The sequence below is a fragment of the Pantoea sp. X-Soil-TKNS-1279 genome, assembly GCF_059730565.1.
This window is the reverse complement of record NZ_AP035948.1, coordinates 444,113-458,834: the sequence shown is the minus strand read 5'-3', so window position 1 is coordinate 458,834 and position 14,722 is coordinate 444,113. Positions and strand designations below refer to the sequence as shown.

The window sequence follows — 14,722 nt, the reverse complement described above, 5'->3', positions numbered from 1 at the left end:
AACCAACATAAAGGATATGCCGATGAAAACCCTTTCCGACCGCGTCAGCGCCCTGGTACCACAAATGCAAAGCTGGCGACGCGACCTGCATCAGTTTGCTGAGTCGGGCTGGCTGGAATTTCGTACCGCCACCCTGGTTGCCGAGGAGCTGCATCGTCTTGGTTATCAACTGCAACTGGGCCGTGAAGTGGTGGATGCCGATGCGCGTATGGGGTTGCCTTCAGCCGCAGTACTGGCGGCACAGGAAGCGCGCGCCCTGGAGCAGGGGGCGCTGCCGCAGTGGCTCAGCCATTTCTCCGGCGGCTTCTGTGGCATTGTTGCCACCCTGGCAACCGGTCGCCCTGGCCCGGTGATGGGCTTCCGCGTCGATATGGATGCGCTCGACCTCAATGAAAGCACCGTCGCCGATCATCTGCCGCAGCGCGAAGGCTTTGCCTCCTGCAATGCGGGCATGATGCACGCCTGCGGTCATGACGGTCATACCACCATCGGCCTTGGCCTCGCCAACGTGTTGATGGCGATGAAAGACCAACTGAGCGGCACCATCAAACTGATTTTCCAGCCCGCCGAAGAGGGCGTGCGTGGTGCAAAAGCGATGGTTGCGGCGGGCGTAGTGGACGATGTGGATCTGTTTACCGCCATCCATCTCGGCACCGGCGTGCCTGCCGGCGAAATCGTTTGCGGCAGCGACAGCTTCCTCGCCACCACCAAACTTGATGTGCAATTCACCGGGGTGGGAGCCCATGCGGGTGGTCGCCCGGAAGAGGGACGCAACGCCCTGCTGGCCGCTGCGCAGGCCACGCTGGCGCTGCACAACCTGCCGCAACACAGCGGCGGCGTGGCGCGTGTTAACGTCGGCGTGTTGCAGGCTGGGACCGGCCGCAACGTGGTGGCCGACACCGCGCTGATGAAGGTTGAGACGCGCGGCGTCAGTAACCAGGTGAACGACGATATTTATCAGCAGGCGCTGCGTGTGATTGCCGGTGCCGCAGCGATGTACGGCGTTGAATCCGACGTCAAACTGATGGGCGGCGCACGTAGCTGCACCCCAAGCCAACCGTGGGTCGCGTTTATCCACCAGCAGGCAGAAGCGCTGGGGCTGTTCGACTCGGTCATCGACACCAAAAAGCAGGCCGCCGGTTCCGAAGATGCCACCTATATGCTGGAGCGCGTGCAGCAGCGCGGCGGTCAGGCATCCTACGTGATTTTCGGCTGCGAGCTGGCGGCAGGCCACCACAACGCGAAGTTCGATTTCGATGAAGGCATCATGGCGGTGGCGGTACAAACCCTCGCTACGCTGGCACTGAACGGGGCACAGTTCGGAGTCCAGTCATGAGCCATCCTGAGTTTATCGATCACTACATCAATCAACATCAGGCGCGCTTCAGCGCCATCAGCGACGCCATCTGGGATGTGCCAGAAACCCGTTTTGAAGAGACGCAATCCTCGGCGTTACTGGCCGATGCACTGGAGCAGGAAGGCTTCAGCGTCGAGCGTGGCGTGGGGGGGATCGAAACGGCGTTTATCGCCAGCATCGGTAGCGGTAAACCGGTAATCGCCATTCTGGGTGAGTTCGATGCCCTGGCCGGTCTGAGCCAGAAAGCGGCCTGCGCTGAGCCGCAGCCGCTGGTGGAGAACGGTAACGGCCACGGTTGCGGTCACAACCTGTTAGGTACGGCAGGTCTGGCGGCCGCCTTCGCCATCAAGGCCTGGTGGGCAGAGCACGGCCAGCGCGGCACGCTGCGTTTTTACGGTTGCCCCGGCGAAGAAGGCGGTTCCGGCAAAACCTATATGGTGCGCGAAGGGTTGTTTGACGATGTTGATGCGGCAGTGACCTGGCACCCGGAAGGTTTCAGCGGCATGTTTAACCTCAGCACCCTTGCCAATATCCAGGCAGCGTTCCACTTCAAAGGGGTGGCAGCGCACGCGGCCAACTCGCCACATCTGGGGCGCAGCGCCCTCGACGCCGTCACACTGATGAATACCGGCGCGAACTTTCTGCGTGAACATATCGTGCAGGAAGCGCGCGTCCATTATGCCGTCACCAACACCGGCGGCGTCTCTCCCAACGTGGTACAGGCCGATGCCGAAGTGTTGTACCTGATTCGCGCGCCACAACTCGATCAGGCTCAGGATATTTATCAGCGGGTGATCAATATCGCCAAAGGCGCAGCGCTGATGACCGACACACAAATGACGGTGCGCTTCGATAAAGCCTGCTCCAACTACGTTCCCAACCGCGCGCTGGAAGCGGTGATGGAGGGTTATCTGCATCAGTTTGGCCTGCCGGATTACAACGACGATGAGCGGGCCTTTGCGACGCAGATCCGCGCCACCTTAACCAAAGACGATCTGCGCAACGCCCGACTCAACGCGGCACGCACCGGCGGTGAAGCCGGAGTTGCCTGGAGCGAGGCGCTGGGGGACAAAGTGCTGATGGATGACGTTGCCCCGTATGCAGTAACGCGTGAGCTGCTGTATGGCTCCACCGATGTGGGCGATGTCAGTTGGGTGACACCCACCGCGCAGTGCTTCGCGCCGTGCTTTGCCTTCGGTACGCCGCTGCATACCTGGCAACTGGTGGCGCAGGGTCGCACCGCTATCGCCCACAAAGGTATGTGCCTGGCGGCAAAAGTACTGGCCGCCACGGCACTGACCCTGTTGACCAATGATGCCGCTCTGGCACGCTGCCGCGACGAGTTTATCCGCGTACGCAGCGAGCAACCCTATCAATGCCCGATTCCGCCAGGGGTAAAACCGTCAAAACTGGCATCCTGATAATAAACCCGCGCCCATGCAGGCGCGGGCAGTCGTATCCAAAACAATAAAATTTTTACGCAAATACAACATAACGAGACGAGGAAATGCCGATGGAAGTCACCACGGAGAATCGCAGCCCAGGGAAGCTGTTTAGCTGGATTGAGCGGGTCGGTAACAAAATACCGAATCCTTTTTTATTGTTCGTCTATTTGATTGTGGTGCTGATGGTCGCGACGGCCATCATCAGCGGTCTGGATCTGGCGGTGAAGAATCCGACCAACGGTGAGCTGGTGCGGGTCAATAACCTGCTGAGTGTAGCCGGGTTGCAGTGGATCCTGCCCAATATCATCAAGAACTTCAGCAGTTTTACCCCGCTGGGTTCGATTCTGGCATTGGTGATTGGTGCCGGTCTGGCAGAAAAGGTCGGTCTGCTGCAATCGCTGATGGTCAAGATGGCGTCACGCGTTAGCCGTCGCTACGCCAGCTATATGGTGTTGTTTATTGCCTTCTTCAGCCACATCTCCTCCGATGCCGCGCTGGTGGTGATGCCGCCGCTCGGCGCGCTGATCTTCCTCGCCGTGGGACGTCATCCGGTAGCGGGTTTGCTGGCGGCGATCGCCGGTGTGGCGTCCGGGTTTACCGCTAACCTGCTGATTGTCACCACCGATGTGCTGCTGTCGGGTATCAGCACCGAGGCCGCCAAAGCGGTGAGCGACACGGTGCACGTCAGCGTGATCGATAACTGGTTCTTTATGGCTTCATCGGTGGTGGTGCTGACCATTGCCGGAGCGGTGCTGACCGACAAGTTTATCGAGCCGCGTCTGCCCGCCTGGAACGGTGGCCATCAGGATCGTCTGCCGCCACTGACCGCACTGGAAAACCGCGGCCTGCGAGCCGCAGGTATCGCCGCGCTGGTGTTTATCGCGCTGATGGCGCTGCTGGTGGTGCCGGAACACGCGCCACTGCGTAACCCGAAAACCGGCGGCATTATCCCGTCGCCGTTTATTCAGGGCATTGTGCCGATCATCATCCTGTTCTTCTTTGTGGTGGCGATTGCCTATGGCGCGGTGACCAAACAGATCCGGCGCGCGGATGATATTCCGCAATTGCTGGTTGATCCGATGAAGAGTATGGCGGGCTTTATTGTTATGGTGTTTCCGCTGTCACAGTTCGTCGCCTTCTTCAACTGGAGCAACATGGGTAAGTTTATGGCGATTGGCTTGACGGATATGCTGGAAAGTGCCGGTATCAGCGGCGCACCGGCGTTTCTTGGCCTGATGTTCCTGTCGGCGTTCCTGTGTATGTTTATCGCCAGCGGTTCCGCCATCTGGTCGATTCTCGCCCCGGTGTTTGTGCCGATGTTTATGCTGCTCGGCTTCCACCCGGCCTTTGCGCAGATGATTTTCCGTATCGCTGACTCGGCAGTGCTGCCGCTGGCCCCGATGTCACCGTTCCTGCCGCTGTTCCTGGGTTTCCTCCAGCGCTACCAGAAAGATGCGCAACTTGGCACCTATTATGTACTGATCTTCCCCTATCCGCTGGTGTTCTTCGCCACCTGGATTGTGTTGCTGGTGGTCTGGTACGCACTCGGTTTACCGATCGGTCCGGGCGTCTATCCCAGCCTGCATTAATCGCATCGCCAGGGACGGCGATCACACTTACGTGATTTGCAACGTACGTTGCTAAAATCTCACCGCCTCACCTCTCGGCAACCTGGGCGTAATTGATTATTCTGCTATTCCTTCGCTTGCTAACGGTTAATTATTTTTAAAACCAATCTCCGCCGTTCGCGAGTTTTGCAAACACCGTCATACCGAGGTTCACACAAAAATGACAACAGCCTGCACCACAGGGATGGCTGGCGATTTTATCGCTGCGGATCGCCGCACCTTAGCTGGACGCATTGATGCGCTCCCCTCTTCCGCTGGCCTGTGGCGTTTTATTACGCTGCTGGCACTGGGCGGCTTCTTTGAACTCTACGATCTGTTCGAAACCGGCTATATCAGCTCCGGGCTACTGGCGGCGGGCGTGTTCCACACCGGTAGCGCGGGCGTGTTCGGCATTGCCGATCAGGCCGCTTTTGCCTCGGCCACGTTCCTTGGCCTGTTTGTCGGTGCCAGCCTGCTCGCGCCCTACGCAGACCGCTTTGGCCGCCGCCTGACCTTTATGTGTGCACTGGCATGGTACGGTGCATTTTCGCTGCTGATGGCGTTCCAGCAGAGCGCCGAGATGATTATCCTGTGCCGCTTTCTGGTGGGGATTGGCCTCGGCATTGAGCTGGTGACCATCGATACCTATCTTTCCGAGTGGGTGCCGACCCAGCTGCGTAGCCGCGCTTTCGCCTTCTCGTTCTTTATTCAGTTTCTTTCGGTACCGGCGGTGGCGCTGATGTCGTGGTGGCTGGTGCCGCAAACCATTCTTGGTCTGGAAGGCTGGCGTTGGGTGGTGATTGCTGGCGCGCTCTGCTCGCTGGTGATCTGGTTTATTCGTAAGAACCTGCCGGAATCGGCGCGCTGGCTGGCACAACAGGGACGGCATCAGGAAGCGCATCGCGTCCTGAGTGCAATGGAACAACGCTGCGGCATTGCGCCGGGAGAAGACTTTTCCGACAGCGATGCGGCGGCGCAACTGCCGAAGAAAGGCCGTTTCAGTGAGATTTGGGCGCCGGCGTATCGTAAGCGCACCCTGATGCTGGTGGTGATGAACTTCTTCCAGGCGATTGGTTTCTTTGGCTTTGGCAACTGGCTGCCAGCGCTGCTGTCCGGCAAAGGGGCCACGGTGACGCACAGCCTGTTGTATGCGTTTTTCATTACCCTGGCGTACCCGCTGGGTTCGCTGATTTGCAGCCGCTACGCCGATAAGCTGGAGAACAAGTGGCAGATTGTTCTGTCGTCGTTGATGACGGTGGTGTTCGGCACCCTGTTCGCCTTTATGACCAACCCGGTGTTGATGATTATCTGTGGCTTCCTGATTACCTACAGCAACGCCTGGCTGACCTTTAGTTACCATGCTTATCAGACTGAGATTTTCCCGACGCACATTCGCGCCCGCGCGGTGGGTTTTTGCTACTCCTTCAGCCGCCTGTCAACCGCGTTCAGTAGCATTCTGATTGGCATGATTCTGCAATATGCCGGAAGCGAAGGGGTGATTGCCTTTATCGTGTTGAGTATGTTGATGGTGATGCTGTCGGTGGGGATTTACGGTCCGAAGACGCGTGGGATTGATTTGGAGAATATTTAAGGGGAGGTGCCGCCCGGCGGCGTCCTCGCGCAGCGCATCGCGCTGTCCTCTCGCTTATCACTCAGGCCACCCCACCGCCTGAAAGCCAAGTGCTCTCTTCATTGCGCGATTTATCGCGCAAAAAGCACCGCGTAGCGGCGAGGGAAGCTGGCGCGAGGCCCGGGATTGCAAAGGGTGCGGCCAGGCACCCTTTGCTCGGTCGCCGCACCGGCGAGCTGCAACTGCCGGTGCCTATGCACCTTCGCTGCTACTGCTGCTCCAGCACTTTAATATCCGCATTACCCTGATGGGCCTGCACCGTCTCATCCTTACGTAACGACGCGACATCCTTCGCCGTCACCGTGGCTTTGGCACCATTCCCCCAACTGCCGCGAATAAAGTTCACCACATCCGCCACCTGTTGGTCGTTGAGACGCCAGCCGAAGGCCGGCATGGTGATCGCCGTTGGCGCACCCTGCACGCCCGGCAGCGTTCCGCCCGTCAGCACGATATGGATCAGTGAAGTGGGATCTTGCGCCAATACCACCGGGTTGCCGCGCAGCGCCGGGAAGAAGCGTTGATAGCCGCTACCGTCCGTTTTATGGCAGGCCGCACAGCTGTCGACATACACCGACGCGCCAGGCTGGCTGTCATCCCCTTTCCACAACGCCTGCGCGACGGTGTCATCCTGCTTAAACACCGCCTGGTTGGCATCTTTCGCCCCCAGCGACTTCAGGTAACGGGCAATCGCCGCGATATCCTCATTGCTCAGATATTGCAGGCTGTGCTCAACCACATCGGTCATGCCGCCAAAAGCCGCAGTGTGATCGTTGCGACCATAGCGCAGGAACTGACGCAGATCATCCTCGCTCCAGCGGCCTAAACCGTCGCGATTGTCACCACGCAGGTTGCTGGCCGTCCAGCCGTCAATCGGTGCGCTGCTGCCGGAGAGATAATCGTGGGCATCATCGTTACTCAGCGCCTTCTCTTGCATGGTGATGCTACGCGGTGTATGGCAGGCACCACAGTGGCCCAACCCTTCCACCAGATAACGCCCACGCGCCAGCTGCGGATCTTCCTGCGCGGCAGGCTGGAACGCTTTCACATCCGGCGCAAACATGCCACGCCAGATAGCCAGTGGCCAACGCATCGACAGTGGCCACGGAATGTCGCTGTCTTTATTGGCCTGCGCGACCGGTGCCACACCGTGCATAAAGTAGGCATAGAGCGCCTGCATATCTTCATCGCTCACCACCGCGTAAGACGGATACGGCATCGCCGGATACAGCGTGTCACCGTTTTTCGCCACACCATGACGCACCGCTTTCTGGAAATCGTCATAGCTGTAGTCACCAATCCCGCTGGTTTTATCCGGGGTGATATTGGTGGAGTAAATGGTGCCAATCGGGGTCGCCATCGGCAAACCACCGGCAAAAGGCTGGCCACCTTTCACGCTGTGACAAGCCACGCAGTCACCGGCACGCGCCAGATATTCACCCCGTTTTACCAGGGCATCATTTGCCTGATCATCCGCCAGAGCGGCGAACGACAGCGTGCCCAGCACCAGGGCCAAAATGTTTTTAAACATCAATGAATTCCTTATGCCTGCACCAGTGGACCGGGGTTTTTCAGATACTGTTCACGGATGGCTTTAGCTGACCAGTAAGTCAACGCTGCCACCATTCCGGTCGGGTTGTACCCCAGTCCCTGCGGGAACGCAGACGCGCCCGGGACAAAGACGTTCGGCACATCCCAGCTCTGCAAATAACGGTTCACTGCGCTGGTTTTCGGATCTTCACCCATGATCGCGCCGCCGCTCATGTGCGTGGTCTGATACACGGTGGTGTCAAAGTGGCTACCCGGCCCTTTCGCGCCGCCGATGATCATCTTCGGGTTCATCGCTTCGGTGATTTTGCGCATTTTGCCGATCATAAACTGCGCCATCTTGATGTCGTTGTCCTGCCAGTCAAAGGTCATACGCAGCAACGGCTGGCCGTAGGCATCTTTGTAGTTAGGATCGAGATCGAGGTAGTTGGCGCGATACGACTGGTGCGCACCGTGGGCATCCATCGAGATGTGATGGTTATAGGTATCCGCCACCGCCGCTTTCCACTTGCTGCCCCAGGTCGGAGTGCCTTGCGGCGTCGGCAGACCCGAAATCGGTTTGGTGCCCGCCTGGTTAACCCAGAACGGCGAACCGCCAACGAAACCGTACGGACCGTGGTCGAAGTTGTCGGCGTTGAAATCATCCACCGCCACCCCTGCGCCACCGGCACCGATAAACGGGTTGGTGGTGGTGTTCTTGTCGAACAGCGCTTTCAGCGTCGAGATGTTCTGATAAGCAAAGTTACGGCCTACCGTGCCTTCGTTGGTGATGGGGTTGTACGGCTGGCCGATACCGGACAGCAGCATCAGATGCACGTTATGGAACTGGAACGCCGACAGGATCACCAGATCAGCGGGTTGCACCACTTCACGTCCCTGACCATCGAGGTATGTCACGCCGGTGGCGCGTTTTTTGTCGTCGGTCAGATTGACGCGCAGCACGTAAGCGTTGTTGCGCAGCTCAAACTTCGGCTCCTGACGCAGCGCAGGCAAGATGTTAACGTTGGGCGAAGCCTTGGAGTACATGTAACAGGCATAGCCGCTGCAATAACCGCAGAAGTTACACGGCCCCATTTGCGCGCCGTAGGTGTTGGTGTACGGGCCAGAAGTGTTGGCCGACGGCATATCATAGGGGTGATATCCCACCGCTTCTGCCGCCTGAGCAAACAACTGTGCGGAGTAAGTACGCTTCTGGGCCGGTAACGGGAAGTCGCTGGAACGATCGGGCGCGTATGGGTTGCCACCTTTCTCTTTACCCACCAGCTTACCTTTGATGGTCCAGGCGCTGCCGGAAGTGCCAAACACCTTCTCGGCCTGATCGAAGAACGGTTCCAGCTCGTTGTAGCTGACGCCGAAGTCCTGAATCGTCATGCCTTCCGGAATGAATTTTTTACCGTAACGCGCTTCGTAATGGCTGCGCAGATTCAACTCGACCGGATCGACACGGAAATGCACGCCAGACCAGTGCAGGCCAGCGCCGCCGGTACCGGTGCCCGGCAGGAACGCCGCCAGTTGGCGATACGGCACCGCCGTTTGTGAGGCATCGTGACGAATGGTGACGGTGCTTTTCGACAGATCCTGGAACAGCTTTTTACGGATGTTATAGGTCAGTTCATCAATGGATTGCGGATACGCGCCATCCGGATAGGTGTCGCGGTGTGGTCCACGCTCCAGCGCTACCACGTTCAATCCGGCTTCGGTCAGCTCTTTCGCCATGATCGCACCGGCCCAGCCAAAACCCACCACCACCGCATCCACTTTCTTCAGTTCATTTGCCATGCTTACGCTCTCTCCCCGCGAATATCCACCGACGGGAACGGATAGCGTTCACCGCGTTCCACCCAATCCATATAGTCAGCACGGGCACCCGGGAAGCCGATCAGCTGCCAGCCCACCATGCCCTGATTACCACCGTGGATGGGATCGCTGAAGTACCCCTCGCGGGTGTTCTGCAACAGGAAGGAGAAGAAGGTTTTGGCCGGAAGCTGCGTGAACGCCGCTTTGCCGCTTTCGAAGTCGCTCAGCAGCGCGTCCTGCTGCTCACCGCTCAGCTCAGCAAACACTTTGCCGTGCTGCTGTTTGCTCCAGTTATCGGCTTCCGCCAGACCGAGACGGTAGATCTGCTGCGGCACCAGCGAGAGCTGATAACCCAGCTCTTTTGGCAGATCGGGGTTGAACGGCCCCTGCATATACCAGTTGCTGCCGGTGGCGTACGGGGTGTTCATCTGGCGATCGATAAACTCCGGCACCCCGGCTTCCAGCGCGCCAGGCCCCCGTTCATCGTTGGGGATCAGCCGCGCCACTGCGGCGGTAATCAACGCGAACTCTTCTGCGGTAAACCAGGTGGGCTGATAATCGCGCGCTTTTTGCGGCGCACCCTGTTGCTCTGCTGCACCGGCAGCCATTGGCGCAACCAGTGCGCCCATCGCTGTGGTTCCAACCGCCATTGCTGGCGCCAGAGTGATGGTTCTCAGCAGAAAGTCCCTGCGCGTGTGACCATTTTTGTGTTCTGACATGACATTGCCTCAGTGCCGCATATAATGTGGCATGAAAGGTTAACTAATTGCGTTGTAATGATTTTTATGTGCGGGCTTAAGGATACAGCGCCACCGTTACCGGTAACATTGCGCGCAGTGTAACACCGATGCTGACAAAGATTTAGCGGAAGGAAACAAATTCGCACAAATTAATTAACATTTTGCGCAGCTGCTTTACACCGCAGGCGCGACATTGTCATTGTCTGATACAACAGCCTACAGACAGTTAAGTCCCCAAAACGGTATAAAGGGATCTGATCACAGCGGAGTGTCTATGTTTAAGTCCTATTTTCCCCGGCCAGCGCTGTTTTTCAGCTCGGCTGCCATCTGGAGTTTGATGGCGATTTTTGCCTGGTTTGGCTTCGCCAGCGATTTACCGGCAATGTGGCCCAACATCGCCGCAGCGATGAGTAAACCTTTGCCCGATAATGCGTTGCGTTTTATCGCCGCCAGCCAACTGTGGTTTTACGGCTATTACTGGCTGGTGGTGGCGCTGTTTGCCATTGCCTGGCGCATTGTCGATAACCACCCGTGGCAACGCTGGTCGGTGTGGGGTTCCGCGCTGATCATCTTTGTCACCTGGTTTGGCGTACAGGTCGGCGTGGCGGTGAATGCCTGGTACGGTCCGTTCTACGATTTGATCCAGAAAGCGTTAACTAAAGCGGGATCGGTGCAGATCGGCGAGTTTTACCAGCAGGTCATCGCCTTTTTAGGCATTGCGTTAATCGCCGTGGTGATTGGCGTGATGAACTCATTCTTTATCAGCCACTGGGTGTTCCGCTGGCGCACCGCGATGAACAACTACTACATGCACAACTGGCAGCGCCTGCGTCATGTAGAAGGTGCCGCACAGCGTGTGCAGGAAGATACCATGCGCTTCGCCAGCACGCTTGAAGACTGGGGGGTGAGTTTTATTCAGGCGATCATGACGCTGATTGCCTTCCTGCCGGTGCTGATCGCCCTGTCACATCATGTGAAAGATATTCCGCTGTTGGGCAATATCCCTTATGCGCTGGTGATCGCCGCCGTGTTGTGGTCTATTTTCGGCACCGGCCTGCTGGCACTGGTGGGGATTAAGCTGCCAGGTCTGGAGTTTCGTAACCAACGGGTGGAAGCCGCCTATCGTAAGGAACTGGTCTACGGTGAAGATGACGCCTCGCGCGCCTCGCCGCCAACCGTAACCGAGCTGTTTAGTCGCGTGCGTTTCAACTATTTCCGTCTCTACTTCCACTATCTGTACTTCAACATTACCCGCATTCTCTACTTGCAGGTGGATAATGTGTTCGGGCTGTTTTTGCTGTTTCCGTCGATTGTCGCGGGCACCATCACGCTCGGTTTACTCAACCAAATCACCAACGTGTTTGACCAGGTACGTTCATCTTTCCAGTATCTGATCACCTCATGGTCAACGCTGGTTGAGTTGATGTCGATCTACAAACGTCTGCGCAGTTTTGAGCAGATTTTGCAGGATATCCCGCACGAAGAGATGATGCGCGAAGCGGCGGAGTCTGAATAACATCCTTGTAGCGGCGCGATTTATCGCGCCGCTACGGATCCTTCTTACAGTGCGATACGCAGCACGCTGTCAGGATTTTTCGGTGGCTCTTTACGGGAACCCGGCTGCTTGATGCTGACAAACAGCGTTTTACCGTCGGCAGACAGCGCCAGGCTGTTCGGCAGGCCCGGTGCTTTCACGGTGCGTTTCACCTTGTAGCTGCTGGCGTCGATGATGCTGATCTCACCTGCTTTACGGTGCGTCACATACAGTTCGTCACGGTCAGCGTTAAACAACACCGCCAGAGATTCCGGTACATCGATCTTGTGGATGACCTGCTGAGTGCGGGTATCCAGCACCAGCACCTGCGGCTGTTTGGAGTCGCTGAGGAAGGCGCGATGGCCTTTGGTATCCAGCGCGATATTCAGGAAGAAGTGATCCTTCTCCGCATCAATTTTCTGACGTTTTTCAATCGCATTCAGACGGGTATTGATGGTGACCAGCTCGCCATCACCGTTGGTGACGTAGAGTTTCTGTGCAGCGGAATCCAGCGCCAGACCGGTCCCCATTTTGCCGGTGTTCGGCACAGTGCTGACTAACTGCAAGGTTTTGCCATCCACCACCCATACCACGCTTTGCGGTCCGAGGCCGGTGATATACACGCGGTCGGTTGCCGCATCGGCCACCAGCTCACGCGGTTGCAGCGGGCGCACATCTTCACTGCGTTTGCGCGCATCCAGCACCAACGTGTTCAGCACCTTGCCAGTGCTGGCATCAATAGCCGTCACCGCCGCATTCACGGTATTACCGATATACAGGGTATTGGTTTTGGTATTGATGGTGGCACCGAAGGCTTTCAGATCGGTGTCGATGGTCTGCTTCACCGCCAGATTTTGCGGGTCGAGACGATAGACAGTGCCGCCTTTTTCATTGGTGGCATTCTGTGACGTCGCGAGGAACAGCGCGTTATCGCTGTTGCTGAACGCCAGTTCATACGCACCTTTAGAAATCGGCTGATTCAGTTCCTGCGCATCAGCTGCCAGAGCAGCAGAGCCAGAGAACAGAGCCGTTGCCAGAAACAGTGGACGCAGCACCCACTGCACAGTTTTATTCGCTTTCATGACTTCTCCATAGCAAAACCACCGCCTCACGGCAGTGAATGAAAGCCCGACATTGCAACCAGATAGTTAAAAGCAGCCCGAGGCGGGCCGACGAAGGATATTAGTTTTTGCGAATAGTAATCATTTGCGAGGGAAAGTGACAGGATTTTATCTGCTTAAACGCGGCCAGGGCGCCCGGAGGCGCCCTGTCAGCACAGAATGTTAACCGACTTATTTGGTCAGTTCAGCGGTCATGTGCACGCCGTTGTTGAAGTTGGCTTCGGTCACTTTATATGAAGCACCAGCTTCGTGTGCCTGAGCAGCGATTTTCGCTTCAGCACCGTCCAGAGTAGAAGCGGTAGCGGTCACGCTCTGAGCAAAGCTGGCGAACGGCAGAACAGAAAGGGCAACAACAGCAGCAAAAGTTTTGATGGATTTCATGGTCAATTCCTCGGTCAACGTTTGATTAGGTAAGGCATCATCGCCTTGTTGAGAGATATAATAGGCGGGAAATTGATCAACAAAAAGCGGAGAGATTTGCGGATATCATTCAAATAAACTGAATATAAAAGGCACGATATGATTAGCTTTTATGCAGAGTGTTAATAATCTGCCTTTTGGTTAAAAGGCAGGATTTATCGCTGTGATTGGTGAAGGTTAACGTGCGCGATACATCGTGACGCTACAGACAGGTGCAGTTTGTAGCGACGCGATGTATCGCGTGGTTTTCATTACCTAACCGTGATGGCGCACGCGGGTGAAAATGGTGATCGCCGCCAGCAGCATCAGTACACCGCTGGAGAGGAACACGCCGCCAGCTCCCTGTAAATCAAACATCCAGCCACCGGCGGCAGCACCGACGGTAATCGCCAGTTGGATGGTGGCGACCAGTAATCCGCCCCCGGATTCGGCATCATCCGGCACAGCGCGTGAAATCCAGGTGGACCAGCCGGTCGGCATCGAGCCAAACGCCAGGCCCCAGAGCGCGACACCCGCCCCCACCAGCCAGGACACGCCGCCAAAACTCACCAGCACCAACGCGGTGACACTCATCACCAGCGCCATGCCACTCAACGTCAACGACACGCTGCGCGTCACCAGATAGCCCGCCAGCGATGTGCCAAAAAAGTTTGCTACGCCAAACGCCAGCAACACCAGAGACAGTTGGTTGACGTTGAGCTGGGCCGCGCTTTCGAGGAACGGACGCAGATAGGTAAAGAAGGCGAAGTGACCGGTAAACATCATGATCACCGCCAACATGCCCCAGCGCATCACGCTACGACGCAGCAGGTCGAGCACGCCACCGCTACGCGCCTTGTTCTCCGGCGGCATAGCAGGCAGGGTAAAGAACTGCCAGAACAGCGCCAGTACCCCCAACGCTCCGGTCAGCAGGAAGATATTACGCCAGCCAATCAGCCCACCCAGATAGCTACCCAACGGGGCCGCGATAATGGTCGCCAGTGAAATTCCGCTAAACACAATCGACAATGCACGCGGCACCTGCTCACCTGGCACCAGACGCATGGTGATGGCGGTCGATAACGTCCAGAAGCCGCCAATCGCCATCCCCAACAGCACGCGTGCCAGCAGGATCATGGTAAGGTCTTGAGCAAAGGCCACCAGCAACGCCGAGGCAATCAGCAGCAGGGTAAACGCCAGCATCACCATCCGGCGATCGAGACGGCGGGTGATATTGCCGATCACCAGGCTGGTCAGCAGTGCCACCAGCGCAGTGACCGTCACCGTCTGTCCGGCCTGCCCTTCGCTGACCTGCAATGCATCGGCAATCGGCGTGAGCAGGCTTACCGGCAAAAATTCGGCGGTAATCAGGCCGAATACGCCGAAAGCCATGGCAAATACCGCCCCCCAGGCCGGTTTCTCTACCGGCAAACTCTGTTCGACGACATCACTATTCAGGCTCATCTGCGATCCCCATCACAAAAAATTAAAATGTGAGCATAGTGAGCAACAGCAAGACGATCTATGATACAAAAACTTTGTTTTTT

11 protein-coding genes are annotated in these 14,722 nt (G+C 57.3%); 5 read left to right on the top strand and 6 right to left on the bottom strand.

Features of this window, described 5'->3' with window-relative positions:
* Nucleotides 1–22 precede the first annotated feature (22 nt).
* The 4 genes from AC6I8N_RS02035 to AC6I8N_RS02020 all read left to right on the top strand — a co-directional run bounded on the left by AC6I8N_RS02035 (nucleotide 23) and on the right by AC6I8N_RS02020 (nucleotide 6,000).
* Entirely contained in the window at nucleotides 23–1,336 is a 1,314-nt protein-coding gene (locus tag AC6I8N_RS02035) for an amidohydrolase (RefSeq protein WP_497829936.1), read from the top strand.
* A complete protein-coding gene (locus tag AC6I8N_RS02030) occupies nucleotides 1,333–2,778 on the top strand; it encodes a M20 family metallopeptidase (protein ID WP_497829935.1) in 1,446 nt (481 codons plus the stop codon). The genes AC6I8N_RS02035 and AC6I8N_RS02030 overlap by 4 nt, the downstream gene beginning before the upstream one ends.
* A 92-nt stretch (nucleotides 2,779–2,870) precedes the next feature.
* Nucleotides 2,871–4,391, top strand: coding sequence for a p-aminobenzoyl-glutamate transporter (gene abgT / locus AC6I8N_RS02025; RefSeq protein ID WP_021184139.1), 1,521 nt, complete (start codon nucleotides 2,871–2,873; stop codon nucleotides 4,389–4,391).
* A gap of 199 nt (nucleotides 4,392–4,590) precedes the next feature.
* Nucleotides 4,591–6,000 (top strand): MFS transporter, encoded by a 1,410-nt coding sequence (locus AC6I8N_RS02020; protein WP_021184138.1) that lies wholly within the window; start codon nucleotides 4,591–4,593, stop codon nucleotides 5,998–6,000.
* 247 nt (nucleotides 6,001–6,247) lie between these two features.
* Here the strand turns inward: AC6I8N_RS02020 and AC6I8N_RS02015 are convergent, their stop codons facing one another.
* From AC6I8N_RS02015 to AC6I8N_RS02005, 3 genes are read right to left on the bottom strand one after another with little or no spacing between them, the layout of a single operon-like run.
* On the bottom strand, nucleotides 6,248–7,567 hold the full coding sequence (locus AC6I8N_RS02015) for a c-type cytochrome (RefSeq protein WP_497829934.1): 1,320 nt from the start codon (nucleotides 7,565–7,567) through the stop codon (nucleotides 6,248–6,250).
* Between the two features lie 11 nt (nucleotides 7,568–7,578).
* Entirely contained in the window at nucleotides 7,579–9,363 is a 1,785-nt protein-coding gene (locus tag AC6I8N_RS02010) for a GMC family oxidoreductase (protein ID WP_208724641.1), read from the bottom strand.
* 2 nt (nucleotides 9,364–9,365) lie between these two features.
* Nucleotides 9,366–10,100, bottom strand: coding sequence for a gluconate 2-dehydrogenase subunit 3 family protein (locus AC6I8N_RS02005; RefSeq protein ID WP_036626341.1), 735 nt, complete (start codon nucleotides 10,098–10,100; stop codon nucleotides 9,366–9,368).
* Between the two features lie 295 nt (nucleotides 10,101–10,395).
* On the opposite strand from AC6I8N_RS02005, the gene sbmA reads away from it, so the two are divergent.
* Complete coding sequence (gene sbmA, locus AC6I8N_RS02000) at nucleotides 10,396–11,637, top strand: peptide antibiotic transporter SbmA (protein WP_021184133.1); 1,242 nt, start codon at nucleotides 10,396–10,398, stop codon at nucleotides 11,635–11,637.
* 44 nt (nucleotides 11,638–11,681) lie between these two features.
* Here the strand turns inward: sbmA and yncE are convergent, their stop codons facing one another.
* The 3 genes from yncE to AC6I8N_RS01985 form a co-directional block, all read right to left on the bottom strand.
* Nucleotides 11,682–12,737: a 7-bladed beta-propeller protein YncE gene (gene yncE, locus AC6I8N_RS01995; RefSeq protein ID WP_208724640.1), complete on the bottom strand. Its 1,056-nt coding sequence runs from the start codon at nucleotides 12,735–12,737 to the stop codon at nucleotides 11,682–11,684.
* A 210-nt stretch (nucleotides 12,738–12,947) separates the two neighbouring features.
* Complete coding sequence (locus AC6I8N_RS01990; protein ID WP_013507539.1) at nucleotides 12,948–13,157, bottom strand: YdgH/BhsA/McbA family protein; 210 nt, start codon at nucleotides 13,155–13,157, stop codon at nucleotides 12,948–12,950.
* A gap of 294 nt (nucleotides 13,158–13,451) precedes the next feature.
* Nucleotides 13,452–14,639: an MFS transporter gene (locus AC6I8N_RS01985; RefSeq protein WP_021184131.1), complete on the bottom strand. Its 1,188-nt coding sequence runs from the start codon at nucleotides 14,637–14,639 to the stop codon at nucleotides 13,452–13,454.
* Nucleotides 14,640–14,722: the final 83 nt, after the last annotated feature.

Excerpts from the sequence above, each read along its gene's own strand:
- AC6I8N_RS02010 (WP_208724641.1), bottom strand. The coding sequence starts at position 9,363 with ATGGCAAATGAACTGAAGAAAGTGGATGCGGTGGTGGTGGGTTTTGGC.
- AC6I8N_RS01985 (WP_021184131.1), bottom strand. The coding sequence starts at position 14,639 with ATGAGCCTGAATAGTGATGTCGTCGAACAGAGTTTGCCGGTAGAGAAA.
- AC6I8N_RS02015 (WP_497829934.1), bottom strand. The coding sequence starts at position 7,567 with ATGTTTAAAAACATTTTGGCCCTGGTGCTGGGCACGCTGTCGTTCGCC.
- AC6I8N_RS02035 (WP_497829936.1), top strand. The coding sequence starts at position 23 with ATGAAAACCCTTTCCGACCGCGTCAGCGCCCTGGTACCACAAATGCAA.
- AC6I8N_RS01990 (WP_013507539.1), bottom strand. The coding sequence starts at position 13,157 with ATGAAATCCATCAAAACTTTTGCTGCTGTTGTTGCCCTTTCTGTTCTG.
- sbmA (WP_021184133.1), top strand. The coding sequence starts at position 10,396 with ATGTTTAAGTCCTATTTTCCCCGGCCAGCGCTGTTTTTCAGCTCGGCT.
- AC6I8N_RS02020 (WP_021184138.1), top strand. The coding sequence starts at position 4,591 with ATGACAACAGCCTGCACCACAGGGATGGCTGGCGATTTTATCGCTGCG.
- yncE (WP_208724640.1), bottom strand. The coding sequence starts at position 12,737 with ATGAAAGCGAATAAAACTGTGCAGTGGGTGCTGCGTCCACTGTTTCTG.
- AC6I8N_RS02005 (WP_036626341.1), bottom strand. The coding sequence starts at position 10,100 with ATGTCAGAACACAAAAATGGTCACACGCGCAGGGACTTTCTGCTGAGA.
- abgT (WP_021184139.1), top strand. The coding sequence starts at position 2,871 with ATGGAAGTCACCACGGAGAATCGCAGCCCAGGGAAGCTGTTTAGCTGG.
- AC6I8N_RS02030 (WP_497829935.1), top strand. The coding sequence starts at position 1,333 with ATGAGCCATCCTGAGTTTATCGATCACTACATCAATCAACATCAGGCG.